We start from the raw sequence: 18,018 nt of genomic DNA, 5'->3' as shown, positions 1-18,018 counted from the left end.
ATGAAGACTTCAGCAATACGACAATTTCAATGTTCAAAGATAGCCATAGTGCTGTCATTAATCCTATTACCTTTATCGGCTCAAAGTCAGACGTTAGAACAAGCCGTTGCACATACGCTAGATACAAACCCAGATTTACGAGTAGCCTTCAACCGCTTTAAAGCGCGAGAAGAACAAGTTAATCAAGCGATAGCAGGCTATATGCCAACTATTGATGTCAATGGTGGCTACGGTTACGAACAAACCGACAGCGTATCGACACGTAGACGACCCAATATCGGTGAAGTCGATAGCAAAGGGGTGGCTGAATTAAATCCCGGAGAGTTTGGTGTTAGCATAAAACAAATGCTTTTCGATGGTTTCTACACCAGCAGTGAAGTTGATCGTTATAGCTTTGAAGCTAGCGCAGACCAATGGGCACTGCTTGCTGCAGCTGAAGATATGGCACTCGATGTCAGTAAAGTCTATCTCAACTATTTACGCACCGATGAAGTGTTAAAATTAGCCGAGAAAAACCTTAACAGCCATAAAGAAATTTATGACCAGATTAAACAACGTACTGACTCAGGTTTAGGCTCAATCGCAGACCTATCACAAATCTCGGGACGTTTGGCGCGTGCTAATGCTAACGTTATTTCTGCTCGCAACAATTTACTTGATGCAAAAGCACAGTACGTCAAAATTGTAGCGTCGGCTCCGGCAGACTTAATATTACCAGTGCCAGATGCAGACATGCTGCCAAAGGATCTTAGCTCTGGCATTATTGTTGCGCAAGAGAATCACCCCATACTCAAATCTGCAGCAAACGATATTAGTGCCGCAGAAAATGAACGCTCTTCAGTACAATCCAATTACTATCCTCAGGTTTCTTTAGAACTGAATGGTAACTGGAATAACGATATCAGCGGCGAAGATGGAATATCAGGTGCTGGTGCTTTCCGCAGTGATGTGGGTGGTCATAGTAACGATCTCGTCGCCATGGTGAGGGTGAGATACAACTTATTTGCGGGGGGTAAAGATCTTGCCCGTGAAAAAGAAACTGCTTACAAGTTAGGTGAAGCGAAAGAAATCCGCCAACGCGCCCAACGTGAAGTTGTTGAAGGGGTAAACCTAGCTTGGAACGCATTTGAAATGCTAGCGCCGCAAAAACAATATATTCGCGATCATGTCGTGGCCGCAAAGGATACTCAAACAGCCTATGCACAACAGTTTAATTTAGGCCAACGCAGTCTACTCGACTTATTAGATACCGAAAATGAGCTCTTCGAGGCACGTAAAGACTACTTACAAGCTGAATATGATGAAGTTATTGCTAAGTATCGCGTGCTCAATTCTACAGGGCGATTATTAGACTCACTTAAAGTCACTAGACCTGATGCGTGGCGCGGAGAGCGCAATTATGAAGGAGGAGCTAACAAATGAAAACTCTCACATTTTTTCTAAGTGTCACTCTTTTAGCTGGTTGTTCGATGCGCGATACGGTTAATATTGACGAAATGGTCACAACTCAAACCTATGATCTATCTGATAAAGATAGCGATGGTGTCATTGAAGCCCGTGAACGCTGCAACGACACAGCCCAAGGGGCAGGTATTGATAACTATGGCTGTGGCAAAATAAAAGCGATTAACGAGCGAAAGGAAATAAATATTTTATTCCCGAATGACTCTGCTTATATTGCGCCTGAGTACTATCCTCAAATTGAAGAGGTGGCTATTTTTCTACGTCAGTATCCAACGACCAAAGTGACTATCGAAGGTCACACGAGTCGCACAGGAACCGATGAACGAAATACAGTATTATCTCAAGAACGTGCAAATGCTGTCACCGCAGTACTGGCTGAACGCTTTAGTATTGATAGAAGTCGATTAACTGCTATTGGATATGGGTCTAGCCGCCCAATTGTTTTAGAACAGACGCCGGAAGCAGAAATTCGTAACCGTCGTGTTGTTGCAGAAGTCACTGGTGATGATACGGCAGCAGACATGAAATGGACAATTTACTCGGTCGATGACAACTCAAAATAAAGGACTAACACATTAGGTTATGAACGGCAGACTTGATTATAAAGATTCATTATTGCGAGTCTGCCGCTTTAGCCTAATAGCGTCAGCCTTAGGCATATGTTGCCTATATGCGGCCCCCACACAAAACCTTGATGAAGTGAAGATAACTTCAACCCTAGAAAAACATTACGGCGAACGTGCTGGAATGCGAGCAAGGGCTTGGTTCAAAGTGTTATCGGAAGCGAGTACGCTAGATGAAAAAGAAAAGTTATTGAAGGTGAATAACTTTTTTAATTTATTCCGTTTTGTGGATGACAGTAAATTATGGGGAGACTCGAATTATTGGGCAACGCCGATGGAGTTTATTGGTGTGAATGGCGGTGATTGCGAAGACTTTTCGATCGCAAAATACTTCACCCTACTCCAACTTGGTGTTCAAGAGGACAAGATGCGGATCACTATGGTTAAAGCCACTACGGTTAATCAATACCATATGGTATTGGCTTACTATGAAACACCATCATCAATTCCTTTAGTGCTCGATAATCTTGACCATGAAATAAAACCCGCCACAAAAAGAAAAGATCTACTGCCTGTTTATAGCTTTAACGGTAAACAGTTATGGCTCAATAAAGAGCAAGGTCGAGGCGTACTGGCAGGGTCCTCAAAACGATTAGAAAAATGGAACGATCTTAACCATAGATTAGGTGTTGACCGTCTTAGGCAACCAAAATTAAAACTGGAGTAGCACCAAAAATGACACTGTTTAGACAGATTTATTCGCTGCTTTTTAGCCTGTTCTTGCTTGTAGTTGCAAGCCTTGGCTATGTGCAATTCACTGAGACTCAAAGCTTTTTAACAAAGCAAATGGAGTCCGATCTAAACAATGCCAGCACTTCACTCGGTCTAATGCTTACCCCAGCACTCGAAGCTGGCGATACCGCAGCGGCAGAAACCTTAGTGAATGTTATTTTTGAAGGTGGTTACTATCAAAATGTAAAATTGACTTGGATGGTCGATGGTAAGCAACAAGAGTGGAATAATCCTTTAAAAATTGAAGATGTCCCTCAATGGTTTATCAATCTAGATCTGTTTAAAACCATCAAAAAACAAAGCACTATCACCTCAGGTTGGCTGCAGCTAGCACAGCTTGAAATCACTGCTCATCCTGGTTTTGGTTATCATGAACTATGGCGAATCATGTCCAATACCATCATCGCCTTCTCACTACTTTTTCTCGTTGCTATTTTTACAGCAAGAGTAGGCTTAACATGGATATTGAAACCTCTCCACACCCTGTCTGAACACGCGAAAAGTATCGCAGCACGCCAATTTGGTCCAGACATGGCACTCCCCAAAACCACCGAATTAAAAGACTTAGTGACTGCATTTAACAGCATGTCAGCTCAATTGAAACAAGTGTTCCATTCTCTTGACGAAGAGGTTGGCGCGTTACGTAAGAAGAATCTTGTCGATCCGGCGTCAGGCCTGCCTAACCGCCAATATGTAGTAAGTCGTTTAAATGGTTGGTTAAGTGAACCTAGCAGCGGCGCTTTATTCCTCGCCAAGCTCGACTGGCTCGAAGAAGTGCACAGTAAATATGGCTATCAAGTTCGAGATGAAACCATACGGATCCTCGCAGAAAAGTTTCAACAGCAATTAAACGAAATAACGCCTTCGGTCATAGGGCGTATTGCCGCCTATGAATTTGCATTTTTAGTGACCGATGTTGAACACGATCAGATCAGTAAATATTTACAAACACTTATCCGTACCATCAATCAAGAAATGTCAAAAGCAGGCTGTAAGCCCAACGAAGACTTTGCTATCGGTATTGCAGAACGTATTGGGCAAATGAATGTGTCTGATATTTTGGCCCAAGCCGACAATGCCCTTCAAAAAGCGTTACAAGAGAATAAAACCTTCCACTGGTTTGAAACCACAGAGCAGCAATTATTCACCCGCGAGCAATGGCGCGATAACCTCAGCCATGCTATCAGCAATAAGAAGTTTAAGTTTAGATGGCAACCCATCCAATTTTGCGATGGTGATGGCATAGCGCAACGGGAATTGTATTGCCAATTAGAGCTTGGTGATCAACTCGCCCATGCAGGGCAATTTATGCCGTATATCGAGTTATTATCACTTGGTGCCTTACTCGATAAATGCTTAATTGAAACTGTCTACGAGCAAAAACTGCTCGAGCGGAGCTATGAACCGCTCGCAATTAACTTAACCCACCAAAGTATTAACGATCCTCAGTTCCATGAGTGGCTAAATCAATTTTTGCGAAATGCCACATTTATTGAGCGCATCTGCTTCGAAATCCCTGAGGCTGGTGTTTATAGTGATCTTAAGTCATGCCAGCACTTATGTAACATCATTCGCGATAACGGTGCTAAGTTTGGTATTGACCACTTTGGTCGTCAGTTTGGCTCTATGTCTTATCTACAGGAATTAAGACCTAGCTATGTGAAGCTGGATCAATCCTTCGCCTACTATGATGAGACACACCACAATAGCGAATTGTGCCGCGCCCTAATCAACGTAGCAAAAGGATTGGACATTCAAGTCATAGTGACGGGTATTCAAGAAAAGGCTCAGCTAGAACGTTTTAACGAGCTTAGAACAGATGCCTATCAAGGCTTTATCGCCCCGCCAGTGAATCTTGACTAAGCCGTACTATTAAGAAGTAATTTTGCAAACAAAAAGCTCCGTAAGGAGCTTTTTGTTTTTCTACGGTTGAGTGACTATGCCGATACAGTTCTGCAAGTCTGCCAGGTGTAAATAAGAACTGTGGCCAACTTCTATACTCGTTGAGGATGCGCTATCAAGCAACAACAAACATGATAATGCCAGTGAGTAAGTTCCATTTCGCCAATGCAAAAAAGCCTCAGTGTATTCATTAATGAATGCTGAGGCTTTTCTACTTATTTGGTCGGTGATAGAGGATTCGAACCTCTGACCCTCTGGTCCCAAACCAGATGCGCTACCGGACTGCGCTAATCACCGTAAATTTTGTACTATTGTTTACATACGCTTAGAGGGTTCACCCTCTCGTCCACTTTCATCCAAAACATCTGGATGCGTTATAGGACTGCGCTTATCACCGTAAAACATTAACTATTTACTTAACTTACATTAAGCTCGCTAGTCATGCGAAGAATTTGGTCGGTGATAGAGGATTCGAACCTCTGACCCTCTGGTCCCAAACCAGATGCGCTACCGGACTGCGCTAATCACCGAGAATGAAAATCTTTATATCAAAGTAAATGAATGGGGTGACTGATGGGGCTCGAACCCACGACAACCGGAATCACAATCCGGGACTCTACCAACTGAGCTACAATCACCACTGATTTTCACTTACTTTGCTAACCTTAAAGCTCACAACTCTGTTCGGAAGTGGTGCGCCCAAAAGGATTCGAACCTTCGGCCTCACCCTCCGGAGGGGTGCGCTCTATCCAGCTGAGCTATGGGCGCTCGCCTTGGTTAGCGCCGCATATACTAGGGTCAAATCCCCTTTGAGTCTATAGCTGTTTTGCACTTTTTTTACTGACTGCTCAAGTTTTATCACATTAGCTGACTTTTAAAGCGGAATGCAGCCAAAATATGACTTGGATGTTACAGTATTTCATGCTAATTATAGACTTTGGTAAAAGCAAACATATATTTAACTAGTGAGTATCATGTTTAAGGATGAAGATGAAACTGGCCAGCCGCGTGTGAGTGAAACTGAACGCTTACGCAAAAAAATTATTCGCTTAAAACAATTAGCGCATAAATATAAGCATGCTGAGATCATTCAAAACGCATTACTCGAAATATCCAATATTGCGACTCATGCTTCTTCACTCGAAGAATTCTATGTCGGCGTACATAGCCATCTAAAACAGCTGATTCCCGCTGATAATTTTTTTATTTCAACCCTGGATACTCACACAGGTGAACTCGCCATCCCCTTTTTCGCTGATGAGAAAGATGCCCATCCAGCAGAGCTTTATCCTGAACAATCACTATCTACATTATTACAGCAAGGATTAACAGGCTACGTACTCAGAACTGGGAAAGCTTTGTTGTGTAACAATGACACAGTCAATGAACTGATTACCGCTGGAGAAATTGTTAATTTAGGTTCTCCCTGTCATCTGTGGCTGGGCGTGCCCATCAAACAAGATGACATAGTAACGGGTGTGTTAGTGGTGCAAACCTATGACACAAACATCAGTTATGGTGAAATCGAACTCGAGTTAATGACATTCATTTGTCACCATATTGCTGGGGTAATGGAACGGCTAAAACATCAAGAACAATTAGAACAAGCTATCCAGCAAAGGACAAAAGAACTCAGCCAAGCCTACGATAAGTTAAAACTAGAAGTCTATGAACGGCGTAGAGCTGAACGCTTACAAAAATCACTGTTCGAAATCGCCGAGCTAGCAAGTTCCAGTGCTGACAACCCAGACTTTTATGCCCAATTGCATAATGTTATTCGACATTTAATTCCGGCCAATAACTGCTATATCGCCCTATTAGACGACACAGAAACCCACCTCACGTTTCCTTTTTATGTATCGCAATTAGCCAATAAGCACCCAGGCACTCGGCCGCTACAAGACGGCTTAACAGAATATGTGCTCAAACATAAGCGCCCACTACTGCTAGATCAAAGCAGTATCAATGCATTAATTGCCTCTGGTGAGCTATATTCCAAAGCGCCAGCGTTAAATCATACTCAAACCATGCATCAGTGGATCGGAATCCCGCTTTTTATCCATGATCAAGTTCGTGGTGCGTTAACGATTTACAGTTTTAGCATGACACAGAATTACCAAGTTAAAGACTTAGAATTACTGACATTTGTATCACAACATATAGGCTCGGCTATCGAGAAAAAGCTGTCCGCAGAGTCCTTACAACGCAGTTATGAAGAGCTAGAAGAAAAGGTTATTGATCGTACCAAAGCGTTAGCCGAACTGAATAAAAGTCTTGAGAAAGAAATTCAACAACGCCGTAGTATGGAAGCCAAGCTAGTTCACGATGCCAAACATGATGCACTTACAGGCCTGCCTAATCGCGCTATGTTTATGGAGCGTCTATCTCAAGCGATCAAGCATGTTCGTCGCCATAGCTTAGAACAGTTTGCCCTATTGTTTATCGACCTCGACCGCTTCAAACAGATTAACGACACTATGGGACACCTAGAGGGTGATAAATTCTTAATTGAGACGGCAAGCCGACTCAAGTCCTGCATTCGTGATAACGACACCTTAGCGCGACTCGGTGGCGATGAGTTTGTGATACTGCTCGATAGCATTAACAACATCAACGACGCGAAAGATATATCAGAAAGAGTGATCCAAAAAATATCCCAGCCCTATCGACTTGGCACAATGGAATTTAGTTCTGGAGCCAGCATCGGTATCACCATCAGTGGCAAACACAGAATCGATACCAGTGAATCTATGTTACGTAATGCAGATACTGCCATGTATCAGGCGAAAGCCAATGGTAAAGGCTGCTATGTTATTTTTGATGATAACGCCCAACATCAGGCCATGCAGGATGTCGAGTTAGAAACTGAATTTAGACATGCATTACACCATGCTGAAATCCAGCTTAGTTACTTACCAGTAGTCAATTTTAAAACAGGTCAAGTGCATGCATTAGAAAGCCGCCTGTTCTGGCAACATCCGCAGCGTGGGCTCTTACAGCAGGAACAACTTAGCACGCTTGCTGAACAGTCACACCTTACCGTTGAGCTCGATAAATATACGATCAGCATCATAGATAGCAGCTATCCCCAACTCCTCAAGCAATATGATGAATCTGTTGAATTACATGTCATGCTTTCGAGCCAACATCTCAAGCATAAGCATGTACTGCGCAGTTTGAAAAACACTCTCAAGCAAACCCAGTTAAACCTGAGCCATTTGTGGTTATTCTTCAATGAAAAAGCCCTAGTGCAGGAAACTGAAAATCATATCAATGGCTTTGAATTGTTGCAGAAACTCGGGGTAAAACTCGGCATCAGCCAATACGGTAGCGGCTATAGTGCATTAAATAGCTTATTGTTTCTGCCGATAAAAGGCTTAAAACTCGATGCCAACCTCACCAAACAAATACAAGGCGAGCAACAGCTTAAGTTAATGTCAGCCTATCAAAAAACGGCATCAACCTTAGAACTGCAAACCTTTGTCGATGGCATTGATAACCCTGAACAAAAACGTATCTTCAGTGAACTGGGTTATCAGCTGGGCCAGGGGGCTGCTTTAGCCGACACTTTTACCTTGTGTGAAACCCAACCACAGATATGTGCTCAGCTCGAATATGCCTAGTAAAAAATAAGTAGCTGATTTAAAAGAATAGTAAGCGAAACCGCTCGCTATTTTTTAAACATATCTCTTAAGCTAGAAATATTTGCCCGCCCCGTTTGCATCCGCTCCTGCTCCGTTTGTTGTGGCTTACGATTTTCCCACACCACATCATCTTGAGGTAACTCAAGTAAGAAACGGCTTGGTTCACAACGCATGGTTTCACCAAATTGACGCCTTTCGCGGCAGAGGGTGAACCAAAGCTCTCGTTGAGCTCGAGTGATACCCACATATGCCAACCGACGCTCCTCATCGACGTTATCTTCGTCTATGCTGGTTTGATGGGGCAAAATACGCTCTTCTACTCCAACCATAAACACGAAGGGAAACTCTAAGCCCTTAGAAGCATGCAAGGTCATCAACTGCACCTGATCGCCGCCTTCATCCTCACTATTGCGCTCCATCATGTCCCTGAGCGTCAATCGAGTCACCACCTCTGGCAAGGTCATAGGCTCATCTAACTCATCACCCGCGAGCATCTCTGTCACCCAACGGTAAAGCTCTGAGATATTCTTCATCCGCATTTCAGCGGCCTTGGCACTGGTGCTGGTTTCGTATAAGTAATCTTCATAATTGATCTTACGGATCAAATGCTTCACCGCCTCGACGGGTTCACCACGTTCAGCATGATCCCCAGTCTCCACGATAAAACGACCAAACTGATACAAAGATGACATAGCCGCAGGCGGTAAATGATGATTCAGTTCAGGCTCAAAAATCGCCGCAAACATAGAAATATGCTTCTCGTTGGCAAAATTACCTAAACGCTCTAAGGTTGATGGACCTATGCCACGTTTAGGCAAATTAACGATGCGCAGGAAAGCATTATCGTCATCGGGATTCACCACGAGCTTTAGATAGCCCATGATGTCTTTAATTTCAGCACGAGCAAAAAATGACGTACCACCACTCAATTTATAAGGAATACGGTTCGTCATCAGTGCGCGTTCGAGTAACCGTGATTGATGGTTGCCCCGATACAAAATCGCATAATCGCCAAACTGAGTACGGCCAACAAACTTGTGCCGCACAATTTCGGCAACAACACGTTCAGCCTCTTGCTCCTCATTGGCGGCAAACAGCACCCGCAACGGCTCACCATAGGCAAGCTCGCTAAACAGGGCTTTATCGTAAACATGGGGATTATTAGCGATAAGAATGTTAGCAGCCCGTAGGATCCGCTGGCTAGAACGGTAGTTCTGCTCCAGTTTAATCAGCTTAAGCTGTGGAAAATCTTTACCCAATAACACGAGGTTTTGTGGCTTAGCACCGCGCCATGAATAGATTGACTGATCGTCGTCCCCCACCACAGTAAAGCGTGCCCGATCACCCACTAACAGCTTTACCATTTCATATTGGCTGGTATTAGTATCTTGATATTCGTCCACCAGCAAATATTGGATCTTGGTTTGCCAGCGCGTACGCACTTCTTCATGGTGGCGCAACAATAAGGTTGGCATTAGAATCAAATCGTCAAAATCTAAAGCGTTATAGGCTTTCATATGTTGAGCATAACGCTGATACAACATAGCAAATAAGTGCTGTTGCTCATCTTTAGCGATTTTGCGTGCATGCTCGGGAATAATTAAGCCACCCTTCCAGTTTGAAATCGTACTGGCAAGCGCTTTGAGTAAATCTTTATCTTCATCCAACTCGTCTTGGGTTAACTCTTTGAGCAGTGCCAAGGTATCTTGATCATCAAACAGCGAAAAACCCGGTTTTAAACCTAAGACCTTATGCTCGCGTTTAATGATCTCAAGCCCTAAAGTATGGAAGGTTGAAATCCACAGACCTCTGGCTTCCTTGCGGCCCATAGACTGAGCGACCCGCTCTTTCATCTCACGGGCAGCCTTATTGGTAAAGGTCACCGCCGCGATATTACGCGCCTTATAGCCACATTTTTCGACCAAGTAAGCGATTTTATTGATAATTACGCGCGTTTTACCACTACCCGCACCCGCCAAGACTAGGCAAGGGCCTGAAACATAATGAACAGCATCGTTTTGGGCGGGATTGAGTTTCATCTTTGCGCAATATCCAAACAAGTCGACAGAAAGGGATGGGATCATAGCAGAATCGACAGTTTTAAGGCTAACAAATCCCCGCTTAGGTTGAGCAGAACTCAACTCTGTAGATAAGCTTCTCCGTGATATAAACCCCAACAACAGCCAACTAAAGTGTTCACGCGTCTGCTTTACTTTTGAAAGCTAACGTACTGAGTTACAATCGAGCTATTCAGTAAAGAGGCGGACAAGATTATGATCAATCCAAAGAAAATCGAAGAAATGGCGAAACAATTGAGCGAAAGTTTGCCCAGCGGTCTAAAGCAATTTGCCGGTGAATTTGAAGAGCGCAGTAAGCAAGTACTGCAAAATCAATTGCTCAAGTTGGATATGGTTTCCCGTGAAGAATTTGATGTGCAGCAACATGTACTACTGAAAACCCGCGAAAAATTAGAAGCCCTACAAGCTCAAGTCAATGAGTTAGAAAAAAAGCTCAACGCAGCGGGCTAACTTATCATGCATGTTTGAAAGAGCACAGTTAGCGATAGCGCAGCTGTGCTTTTTGTTTTTAACACTTCAAGCATTGAGTCACTTGGGGAAATAATGCAACAACTCGCCAGCTATATCCTTGCTATTGAAGGCTATCCAAGCCCTGTCTACGTGGTAAGCCAATCAAACGAGCAGCAAACCTATCACGATGATAATGTGGAGATTTGTGAGTCCATAACGCTTTATCACTTCGATAACGGGGTTGTGATTAGCAAGCTAAGCGAGCAAGATAAACAAGCTTATGAGTCAGACATGGTTTGTGAAGATTATTGGCTCAGCTATCGGGTTGTAACAGCTCATAGTGCGATTTCGCCGCAGCAAAAATCCTTTAGCAATCTATGTCAGCAAAGCTTTTGGCTTAAGATGCAGCAAGGGCTGGCAGTAAAGCCACCGCTGCAACCAGAGCATAAACAGACTTAATGCTTTAGCGTCGAACAATCAAGGAATGAAGCTACAATGGATGTCACAATCAGCACACACTATCAGGACTATCTTCTTTGGGGATTATTGTTGCTTGGTGGCCTGCCGCTACTCACTTATCCCGGTGTGCTTCTCGCCAGTTTGATGGGACTGGCCAGTCAATCAAGCATTAAACCCGCTTTTATCTATCGATTGATGAATCAGTGTTTTCTATGGGGAAGCCTAATTTATCCCGCCGTGTATATCCCCTGTTATCGCATTACGAGCGATAGTACTGCGACTTCTTCATCTTTAGTCATTGCTGCGTTGCCACTGCTGTATCTAATCTTACTGTATGGCTGCTTTCGCTTTATGGATGCTCCAACTAAAGAGACAAATAGTTAAAGCTTTTGTTGGCGAGCATACTTTTGCTTAAGGCCTTTATGGTTAGCCTTAACTAACTTCCAGCGGTCACAACCATTGAAACGAGCATATTCACTGACTGCGATATCAAAGGCCGCACAGAAATCCTCATCTAAGCCATTCACCATCACGCCCTCTTCTAAAATCAATTGCTGTAATAGCAATAGGTTAGCTTGACGATCGGCTTTAACATCCACGCGGCCAACAAAAGTGTCGCGCCACAGAATTGCTAAAGAATAATAACCATACTGACGCTTTTCGGCTGGGACATAGACTTCGATTTGATAATCAAAATCAAACCATTGCTTTAACCTTTGCCGTTGGATCAATAAATTATCGAAGGGATTAAGCAGCCACACTTTATTAGGTAATGGTGCATTTAGCTGTAATGAAGGGCGATAAAAGTAGCTTTGGCCCGCAGCCTTAAAACACGCTAATAGCCCGTGAGCTAACAACTCTGCCAATTCTTGGGCTACAGCTGATTTCATACCTTTGCGTAAATAAGCCATTTGCGCCGCAGTACCAAAGGCGTGGGCATCAAGATAACGATCAATTAGATAGCGGGTAAATTCACTATCTGTCGGTGCTTTGGCATTTACATCTTGTGGCAACACACGCGCGGTAAGATCGTAAACCTTTTGAAATTTCTCCCGCCGCACCACCATCAACTCACCACGCATAAAGAGCTGCTCTAGGGCTTTTTTCGCGGGTTTCCAATCCCACCAGGTACCGTTTTTAGCTTCACTATGTTCAACATCACTGGCCTTGAGTGGTCCTTCTGCAAGGATTCGCGCCCGCACTTCCTGCATTATTTTATCGTCGGGCTCAAACCAATGCTTACCGCCATTTTGCAGCTGCTGTTTACGCTGCAAACTAAAACGGTAATCGGCAATCGGTAAATAAGCTGCCGCATGGGACCAATATTCGAAGATCTCTCCTTTGGCTAAAGCCATATCGAGCATCTTTGGCTGGTATTCGGGCATACGACTATGCAGCACATGATGATGTGCTCGCTCAACCACGTTGATAGAGTCAATTTGTACATAACTGAGACGTGAAATTGCCTCGGTGACAGAGGTATATGGTTGCAATAATCCTTGCTGCTGCATATTTAATTGCAGCCACTCGCGGGGTGAAAAGGGATTAGGCATCGATTCTCCAAATTCAACGACAAGCAAATACCAAACCAGAGAAAAAATATAACAAACTGAAAATAAAAGTATTTAGCACACTATTCAACGAGCAGGTTTGTGAAATGTACGCACAAGTCTACTCACTAGGCAGTATCTTCGGATAACATAAGCCATTTATACCTTAACGGCTATCGGTTTACCTGCCCGTTAGTTTCACGACTCGAAATAGAGCCTATCTGGCATAGGCTCTTCATTAAGGATTGATGATGAATATCTACTATCGCCAAGCACAACTCTGCGGCCGCAAAACAGGTAATGGCACTAAGCTGCCATTTTTAATGAATATCTTGTATTCACTTGCTGCTAAAAATGGCGATCACCAGCCCTTTTCAATAGATGACATTAACGCGGTACTGTTTAATCAGCATCAGTCGATTGGTTGCTCTATCGAGGCGCCGCTACCGATAGTGAGTTGGCGCACCGAAGCGATAGAGTATGAGTTATTTAAAGGCGAAGAGCTGGTGTACCTGCCCCAATGTATCATCTTTAGCAATGGCGCCATTGCCTATGTCATTGTCGTCATGGGTGATGAGTATGAGCTGCGTATTTGGCCCGATTACAGTAATCGTGATCGAGAAAAACACCACTGGTTTTCCCACCATGCCATAGTCTATTCCGCAGAACTTGATGTCTTTAAGCAAAGCTTCGAAGCACTGCTCAAGCATATTAAAAAAGAAAATGACTACGAGAAAAAACACCCCAAATTTAGCAAAGACACCCCACTATCAGATTCATAAACTTGAATAATGAGTATAGGTTTAGCGGCAATCGCCATAATGTTGCCACTATTGATCAGCAACTTGCCCGCAACTTTTGTAAGAAAATCTGTTTTAATACCCGCCGTGATACCAAGTTAACTCTGCACAATCTTAGCGGATAAGTCTCGGTCGTATTTCATAGGGAATGAAATTCAATGTTCAGCATTATTTTCTGGGTACTCACCCTACTTAGTTTGGCCTTATTTGGTAGCGCAGCCTATTTAGTGGTGCGCGCACTCCTCAAAAAATTTAATCGAAGTCAAGGAATCGATATGTCAGCACAAGAACCGTTGGCAGTAGCCACCGCAAAAGGAACTGCATTAAAAAACACCACCTTATTAAAAGCCTTAACCATTGGCATACTGTCAATCCTCGCTTTGATCCCGCTGGGGATCATTATGGATATGACTTCTGACCGCCAAGCCCTTTACCACAGCGTTGTCGATGAAATCGGCCGTTCATGGGGTGAGCAGCAAACCCTCTCAGGTCCTGCGCTAGTGATCCCTTACAGCTATTTTGTGTTGCAAGAAGAAGTCAGTAACGACGGTAAAACTCGCCATGAAGTGAAGCGTACCTATCAAGATGAGCTAGTGATCCTACCGAAAAAGCTCACCCTCGACTTAGACCTAAAACATGATTTTCGCACCCGTGGCATTTATCAATCGCTGGTGTATAACGCAGCTCTACAAGGTCAGGCCGAATTCAGCCTTAACCGTTATGATATTCCTAACCTTATCGCCTTCGATAACAAAAATGCCCGGTTAGTCTTTGGGGTGTCATCGAATCAAGCAATTGATAAAGTAGAAAAAATTGAAATCACCGGTGAATCGACCTTACTCTCTGGCTCGCTGATGTCGGGCACGGGGTTAACCACTGGCGGTTTAGAAAAAGGCTTTAATCAAAAGATCCAAGTCAGCGAAGCGAGTGATTTTAGTGTGGATTTTGCCATGACACTACGCGGCTCTCAGTCTATCAGCGCATTGCCACTAGGCGAGCAAACGCTAATCAATATTCGCGCCGACTGGCCGCATCCAAGCTTTAAGGGATTATTACCCGCAGAACGGGACATCAACGCGCAAGGCTTTACTGCTAGCTGGAATATCAGCCACTTAACCCGTAACTATCCACAAGAGTTTATTAAGAGTAATCAATCGACTCTCACTGAAGTGTCGGCCAATGCGATTTTATTCGAACCAGTGACTCACTACGGCAAGATTGATCGCTCGGTAAAATACGGCCTACTGTTTATCGTGCTGACTTTTATCATGTTGTTTATCTTCGAAATCGGACAAAAAACCAGCCTAAGCACGATTCAATATGTGTTAGTCGGCAGCGCCATGGCCTTGTTCTATTTGCTACTACTCTCGCTATCTGAGCATCTAGCCTTCTTGCATGCCTATTTAATTGCCGCCTGTATTCCCGTGCTGTCGGTATCGGCTTATGTAGGGAGTGCCACAGCAAGTATTAAGCGCGGTGCATTAGTGGGCATTATGCTGGTGAGTTTATATGCAGTGCTGTACTCGATACTGCAACTGGAAGATTACGCCCTATTGATGGGTTCAGGTTTACTGTTAGTCGTACTGTTGATTTTGATGTTCGTGACTAGGCATCACCCTAAGAACACGGCGCAATAGCGCCCTACCGATCCACCCTTGAAGACCCCCGACAGCGCCATCTTTTGCTGTCGGGATTTTTTTATTGGCAAAACCATTGCCGCGTTGTAGCCTATGGCGTTTTATGAAGAGGCTTATATTTTGACCCATAGCGTCTATCTTTTACGCCGTTTAGGTTTAGCTTGGATACTGTTGGCAACCATTCCGGGCTTACTATTACTGACACAGAATCAGCTGTTTCCACTGATCGATCTGCACTCTACCTTAGCCAAAACCTTATATTGGATTACCATGACGGGCACTGCGCCCTATGGCGTCGCAACAGTCTTGTTTGTATTGGCGATCGCCTATCGTCATATGCCTAAACCACTCTTTATAAGTTTATTTTTTGCCATCAGCCTCAGCCAAGTTATCAGTTTAGGCTTAAGCCACACCCTCAAATCCTATTTTAAAGAACCCAGACCTAATCTCGTTTTTCTAGCAGAACAAGCACTGCCTAAGCATGAACCGCTTTCACTCGATGCCTTTTATCAATTGGATAAACAGTCACGTTCAAAGACAATTGCCAATGCACTCGATAGCTTGATCGCTGCAGAACCGGCCTTAAAACTCGACTCACGGATCCATCAGCATTGGGAAGATGAAATCGGCTATTCTTTTCCTTCGGGACATACCATTTTTGCTGTAACGCTAGTGCTTACCGCCAGCTACTATTTGCTACTCGCTGGATTACCTAGCTTAGTCATGGCGTTATGGAACTGGGGATTTTTGATGGGATTAAGCCGTATGCTGCTTGGCATGCATTGGCCACAGGATGTACTGTTTTCAACCTTTTTAGCCGCCATCATCAGCGGATGTAGCGTGTTCTTTGTCAGTAAGTTGCGTCCACTCTCCCATGCGTTTGCTAAAGGATCTGAGCGCTAACGCTGTTAATTCAGCGTCTGGATTTGGCTGTCGACTCAAATACGACAGCTTCAAACACTATGAAGTTAAATACTTAGGCATTGCTAAGCACTGCCTAAGTATTTTGCCACTAGGGCCTGATAAATCCCATTGGCCTTAATTCTAGCGAGCCCTTGATTGAAAGTATCCCGCGCCACTGAGTTGTGGAACACCATTCGATAGGATGTTGGGGGGAAAATAAAGTGGTAGCTTAATGCTTGCTGGGTATCAACATCATCCTCAACGAACTTATTCAGTTGAGCGAATATATAACGATCGGCAATCACAGTATTAATGCGACCTAAGTACAACATACGGTTCTGGCTTAATTGGCTATCGACTTCACGATAAATAGTCTGTTGCGCTACGGCATTAAACTCAGGGCCAAGTAAGAAGCGAGCATTTTCAAAAGCGGCAACACTGTACTTTTTAAGATCCGCAATACGTGTTATTTCAAGGCGTTGTTCGGACAAACTGATCGCCACATTGGTATATTCAACATAATCATTAGACCAATAACCATCAACGCCATTTGCAGGGTTCATCGTCATTACAGCATCCAATCGATCTTTATTGAAATATAAAACTTGGCGTTTACGAGAGTAGAATTTGAAGTTGACTGGCTGCCCCATTTCCTTAAACGCGGCCTTAATAATATCGATCTCAAGCCCTGATTCAGCATCTTCGATAATATAAGGCGGTCGATTTAGAGCACTACCAATGGTTAACGATGCAGAAAATGCATAAGTCGGTAATATGAATAAGCAGATTAGCAACAAACTCAAGCGCATACAGTGTCTCACTCTTATTAGTATCATAACAATAGCGGTAAATAACGGGAGTTCCAAACAGCGCGACTCCCAAAATCTCTATCCGTTATCACTGTCACAACCTTAAAATGTCTCATTTGATCAAGATTTTTGGCAAAGTCGGCTAAGACTGGCAAACTAGAGGCTGACTAAGTTAACCCTAAGCTTTCGATGACAGACACTCACCCCTACAAACTCGATCAACTCGATTTAACAATTCTGCGCTTACTGCAAACTCACGGCAGATTATCGAATCTCGAACTGGCCAATAAAGTCGGACTATCGCCATCTCCTTGCTCGCGCCGTGTTAAAGCCTTAGAAGAAGCGGGTTATATTGCCGATTATGCAACGCGTCTGTCGGCGGATAAGTTCAACCTGCATTTGACCGCTTATATCCATGTTCGAATGGAGAAACATACGCCGGCGATTCTCAATCAATTTGAAACCAATGCACTCGCCTACGAAGAAGTCCAAGAATGCGCGCTGATCACGGGCTCAGAGGCCGACTACCAACTTAAAGTACTAGTACAAGATATGGCGCACTTTCGCACTTTCCTGTTAGATAAACTCACGACCAACGTGCATATCGCAGGGGTGCATTCCAGCTTTGTCCTCAAAAAGGTTAAAGACCACACGGCCATTCCCTTAGGGCACGTCAACATTCAAGCATAAGCCAACACCCGACAGTCACAGCAAACACCGCAAACAAGACAGATGCACAAGTAACAGTCATAGCACAAAATAGCCATTAGACATCTGCCATACGGTATTTTTTGACCATAAGATCACAATTCAATGAATTTTTATCATCGCAATGATTCACCAAATCTCAACCATCAGTCGCACCTGATAGCAATAAAATCTCGCACAAAACAGATAGACGGCACACAACATCAACTTATAGCCAAAAACAGATAAATTATTGCAGATTAACACCAAATTAACGCAC

The 18,018-nt window shown here is 43.8% G+C and carries 15 protein-coding genes and 4 tRNA genes; 12 read left to right on the top strand and 7 right to left on the bottom strand.

The window, feature by feature from the left end; genetic code table 11:
* The 4 genes from KO533_RS11930 to KO533_RS11915 are packed head-to-tail and all read left to right on the top strand — an operon-like array spanning position 1 to position 4,682.
* Positions 1-1,422 carry a TolC family outer membrane protein gene (locus tag KO533_RS11930; RefSeq protein WP_212600653.1) on the top strand — a complete coding sequence of 474 codons (1,422 nt, stop codon included), beginning with the start codon at positions 1-3 and terminating at the stop codon, positions 1,420-1,422.
* Positions 1,419-2,027, top strand: coding sequence for an OmpA family protein (locus tag KO533_RS11925; protein WP_105250449.1), 609 nt, complete (start codon positions 1,419-1,421; stop codon positions 2,025-2,027). The genes KO533_RS11930 and KO533_RS11925 overlap by 4 nt, the downstream gene beginning before the upstream one ends.
* A gap of 19 nt (positions 2,028-2,046) precedes the next feature.
* Positions 2,047-2,754 carry a transglutaminase-like cysteine peptidase gene (locus tag KO533_RS11920; RefSeq protein ID WP_105250450.1) on the top strand — a complete coding sequence of 236 codons (708 nt, stop codon included), beginning with the start codon at positions 2,047-2,049 and terminating at the stop codon, positions 2,752-2,754.
* A gap of 8 nt (positions 2,755-2,762) precedes the next feature.
* Positions 2,763-4,682, top strand: coding sequence for an EAL domain-containing protein (locus KO533_RS11915; RefSeq protein ID WP_105250451.1), 1,920 nt, complete (start codon positions 2,763-2,765; stop codon positions 4,680-4,682).
* 259 nt (positions 4,683-4,941) lie between these two features.
* On the opposite strand, the gene KO533_RS11910 is transcribed toward KO533_RS11915, so the two are convergent.
* From KO533_RS11910 to KO533_RS11895, 4 genes are all read right to left on the bottom strand, one after another.
* A tRNA-Pro gene (locus KO533_RS11910) sits at positions 4,942-5,018 on the bottom strand.
* Between the two features lie 156 nt (positions 5,019-5,174).
* Positions 5,175-5,251, bottom strand: a tRNA-Pro gene (locus KO533_RS11905).
* Between the two features lie 32 nt (positions 5,252-5,283).
* A tRNA-His gene (locus tag KO533_RS11900) sits at positions 5,284-5,359 on the bottom strand.
* 53 nt (positions 5,360-5,412) lie between these two features.
* A tRNA-Arg gene (locus KO533_RS11895) sits at positions 5,413-5,489 on the bottom strand.
* Between the two features lie 206 nt (positions 5,490-5,695).
* Between KO533_RS11895 and KO533_RS11890 the strand changes: the two genes are divergently transcribed.
* Positions 5,696-8,344, top strand: a complete 2,649-nt coding sequence (locus KO533_RS11890; protein WP_219254300.1) for a diguanylate cyclase — start codon at positions 5,696-5,698, stop codon at positions 8,342-8,344.
* Between the two features lie 47 nt (positions 8,345-8,391).
* Here KO533_RS11890 and rep read toward each other — a convergent pair whose 3' ends face one another.
* A complete protein-coding gene (gene rep / locus KO533_RS11885; RefSeq protein ID WP_113940857.1) occupies positions 8,392-10,404 on the bottom strand; it encodes a DNA helicase Rep in 2,013 nt (670 codons plus the stop codon).
* A gap of 234 nt (positions 10,405-10,638) precedes the next feature.
* Between rep and KO533_RS11880 the strand changes: the two genes are divergently transcribed.
* From KO533_RS11880 to KO533_RS11870, 3 genes are all read left to right on the top strand, one after another.
* Positions 10,639-10,893, top strand: a complete 255-nt coding sequence (locus KO533_RS11880) for an accessory factor UbiK family protein (RefSeq protein WP_006083441.1) — start codon at positions 10,639-10,641, stop codon at positions 10,891-10,893.
* Positions 10,894-10,986: 93 nt separating this feature from the next.
* Positions 10,987-11,352 carry a hypothetical protein gene (locus tag KO533_RS11875; protein WP_219254298.1) on the top strand — a complete coding sequence of 122 codons (366 nt, stop codon included), beginning with the start codon at positions 10,987-10,989 and terminating at the stop codon, positions 11,350-11,352.
* Positions 11,353-11,388: 36 nt separating this feature from the next.
* Positions 11,389-11,736: a hypothetical protein gene (locus KO533_RS11870; RefSeq protein WP_219254296.1), complete on the top strand. Its 348-nt coding sequence runs from the start codon at positions 11,389-11,391 to the stop codon at positions 11,734-11,736.
* Here KO533_RS11870 and KO533_RS11865 read toward each other — a convergent pair.
* Positions 11,733-12,905, bottom strand: a complete 1,173-nt coding sequence (locus KO533_RS11865) for a crosslink repair DNA glycosylase YcaQ family protein (protein WP_219254294.1) — start codon at positions 12,903-12,905, stop codon at positions 11,733-11,735. The two genes, KO533_RS11870 and KO533_RS11865, sit on opposite strands and share 4 nt — an antisense overlap.
* A 248-nt stretch (positions 12,906-13,153) precedes the next feature.
* On the opposite strand from KO533_RS11865, the gene KO533_RS11860 reads away from it, so the two are divergent.
* The 3 genes from KO533_RS11860 (at position 13,154) to KO533_RS11850 (ending at position 16,242) form a co-directional block, all read left to right on the top strand.
* Positions 13,154-13,684 (top strand): hypothetical protein, encoded by a 531-nt coding sequence (locus tag KO533_RS11860; protein WP_219254318.1) that lies wholly within the window; start codon positions 13,154-13,156, stop codon positions 13,682-13,684.
* Between the two features lie 176 nt (positions 13,685-13,860).
* Complete coding sequence (gene creD / locus KO533_RS11855; protein WP_173496176.1) at positions 13,861-15,339, top strand: cell envelope integrity protein CreD; 1,479 nt, start codon at positions 13,861-13,863, stop codon at positions 15,337-15,339.
* Between the two features lie 120 nt (positions 15,340-15,459).
* The gene (locus KO533_RS11850; RefSeq protein ID WP_251073424.1) at positions 15,460-16,242 is read left to right on the top strand and encodes a phosphatase PAP2 family protein; all 783 of its coding nucleotides are present in this window, start codon (positions 15,460-15,462) and stop codon (positions 16,240-16,242) included.
* Positions 16,243-16,325: 83 nt separating this feature from the next.
* On the opposite strand, the gene KO533_RS11845 is transcribed toward KO533_RS11850, so the two are convergent.
* Positions 16,326-17,051, bottom strand: coding sequence for a transporter substrate-binding domain-containing protein (locus tag KO533_RS11845; protein WP_131523352.1), 726 nt, complete (start codon positions 17,049-17,051; stop codon positions 16,326-16,328).
* A 189-nt stretch (positions 17,052-17,240) separates the two neighbouring features.
* On the opposite strand from KO533_RS11845, the gene KO533_RS11840 reads away from it, so the two are divergent.
* Positions 17,241-17,741, top strand: a complete 501-nt coding sequence (locus tag KO533_RS11840; protein ID WP_105253008.1) for an Lrp/AsnC family transcriptional regulator — start codon at positions 17,241-17,243, stop codon at positions 17,739-17,741.
* Positions 17,742-18,018 lie beyond the last annotated feature (277 nt).

This window comes from Shewanella sp. NKUCC05_KAH (genome assembly GCF_019345585.1).
Classification (GTDB): Bacteria; Pseudomonadota; Gammaproteobacteria; order Enterobacterales; family Shewanellaceae; genus Shewanella; species Shewanella oncorhynchi.
This window is presented reverse-complemented; position numbering and strand designations above follow the sequence as displayed.

Excerpts from the sequence above, each read along its gene's own strand:
- KO533_RS11930 (WP_212600653.1), top strand. The coding sequence starts at position 1 with ATGAAGACTTCAGCAATACGACAATTTCAATGTTCAAAGATAGCCATA.
- KO533_RS11925 (WP_105250449.1), top strand. The coding sequence starts at position 1,419 with ATGAAAACTCTCACATTTTTTCTAAGTGTCACTCTTTTAGCTGGTTGT.
- KO533_RS11920 (WP_105250450.1), top strand. The coding sequence starts at position 2,047 with ATGAACGGCAGACTTGATTATAAAGATTCATTATTGCGAGTCTGCCGC.
- KO533_RS11915 (WP_105250451.1), top strand. The coding sequence starts at position 2,763 with ATGACACTGTTTAGACAGATTTATTCGCTGCTTTTTAGCCTGTTCTTG.
- KO533_RS11890 (WP_219254300.1), top strand. The coding sequence starts at position 5,696 with ATGTTTAAGGATGAAGATGAAACTGGCCAGCCGCGTGTGAGTGAAACT.
- rep (WP_113940857.1), bottom strand. The coding sequence starts at position 10,404 with ATGAAACTCAATCCCGCCCAAAACGATGCTGTTCATTATGTTTCAGGC.
- KO533_RS11880 (WP_006083441.1), top strand. The coding sequence starts at position 10,639 with ATGATCAATCCAAAGAAAATCGAAGAAATGGCGAAACAATTGAGCGAA.
- KO533_RS11875 (WP_219254298.1), top strand. The coding sequence starts at position 10,987 with ATGCAACAACTCGCCAGCTATATCCTTGCTATTGAAGGCTATCCAAGC.
- KO533_RS11870 (WP_219254296.1), top strand. The coding sequence starts at position 11,389 with ATGGATGTCACAATCAGCACACACTATCAGGACTATCTTCTTTGGGGA.
- KO533_RS11865 (WP_219254294.1), bottom strand. The coding sequence starts at position 12,905 with ATGCCTAATCCCTTTTCACCCCGCGAGTGGCTGCAATTAAATATGCAG.
- KO533_RS11860 (WP_219254318.1), top strand. The coding sequence starts at position 13,154 with ATGAATATCTACTATCGCCAAGCACAACTCTGCGGCCGCAAAACAGGT.
- creD (WP_173496176.1), top strand. The coding sequence starts at position 13,861 with ATGTTCAGCATTATTTTCTGGGTACTCACCCTACTTAGTTTGGCCTTA.
- KO533_RS11845 (WP_131523352.1), bottom strand. The coding sequence starts at position 17,051 with ATGCGCTTGAGTTTGTTGCTAATCTGCTTATTCATATTACCGACTTAT.
- KO533_RS11840 (WP_105253008.1), top strand. The coding sequence starts at position 17,241 with ATGACAGACACTCACCCCTACAAACTCGATCAACTCGATTTAACAATT.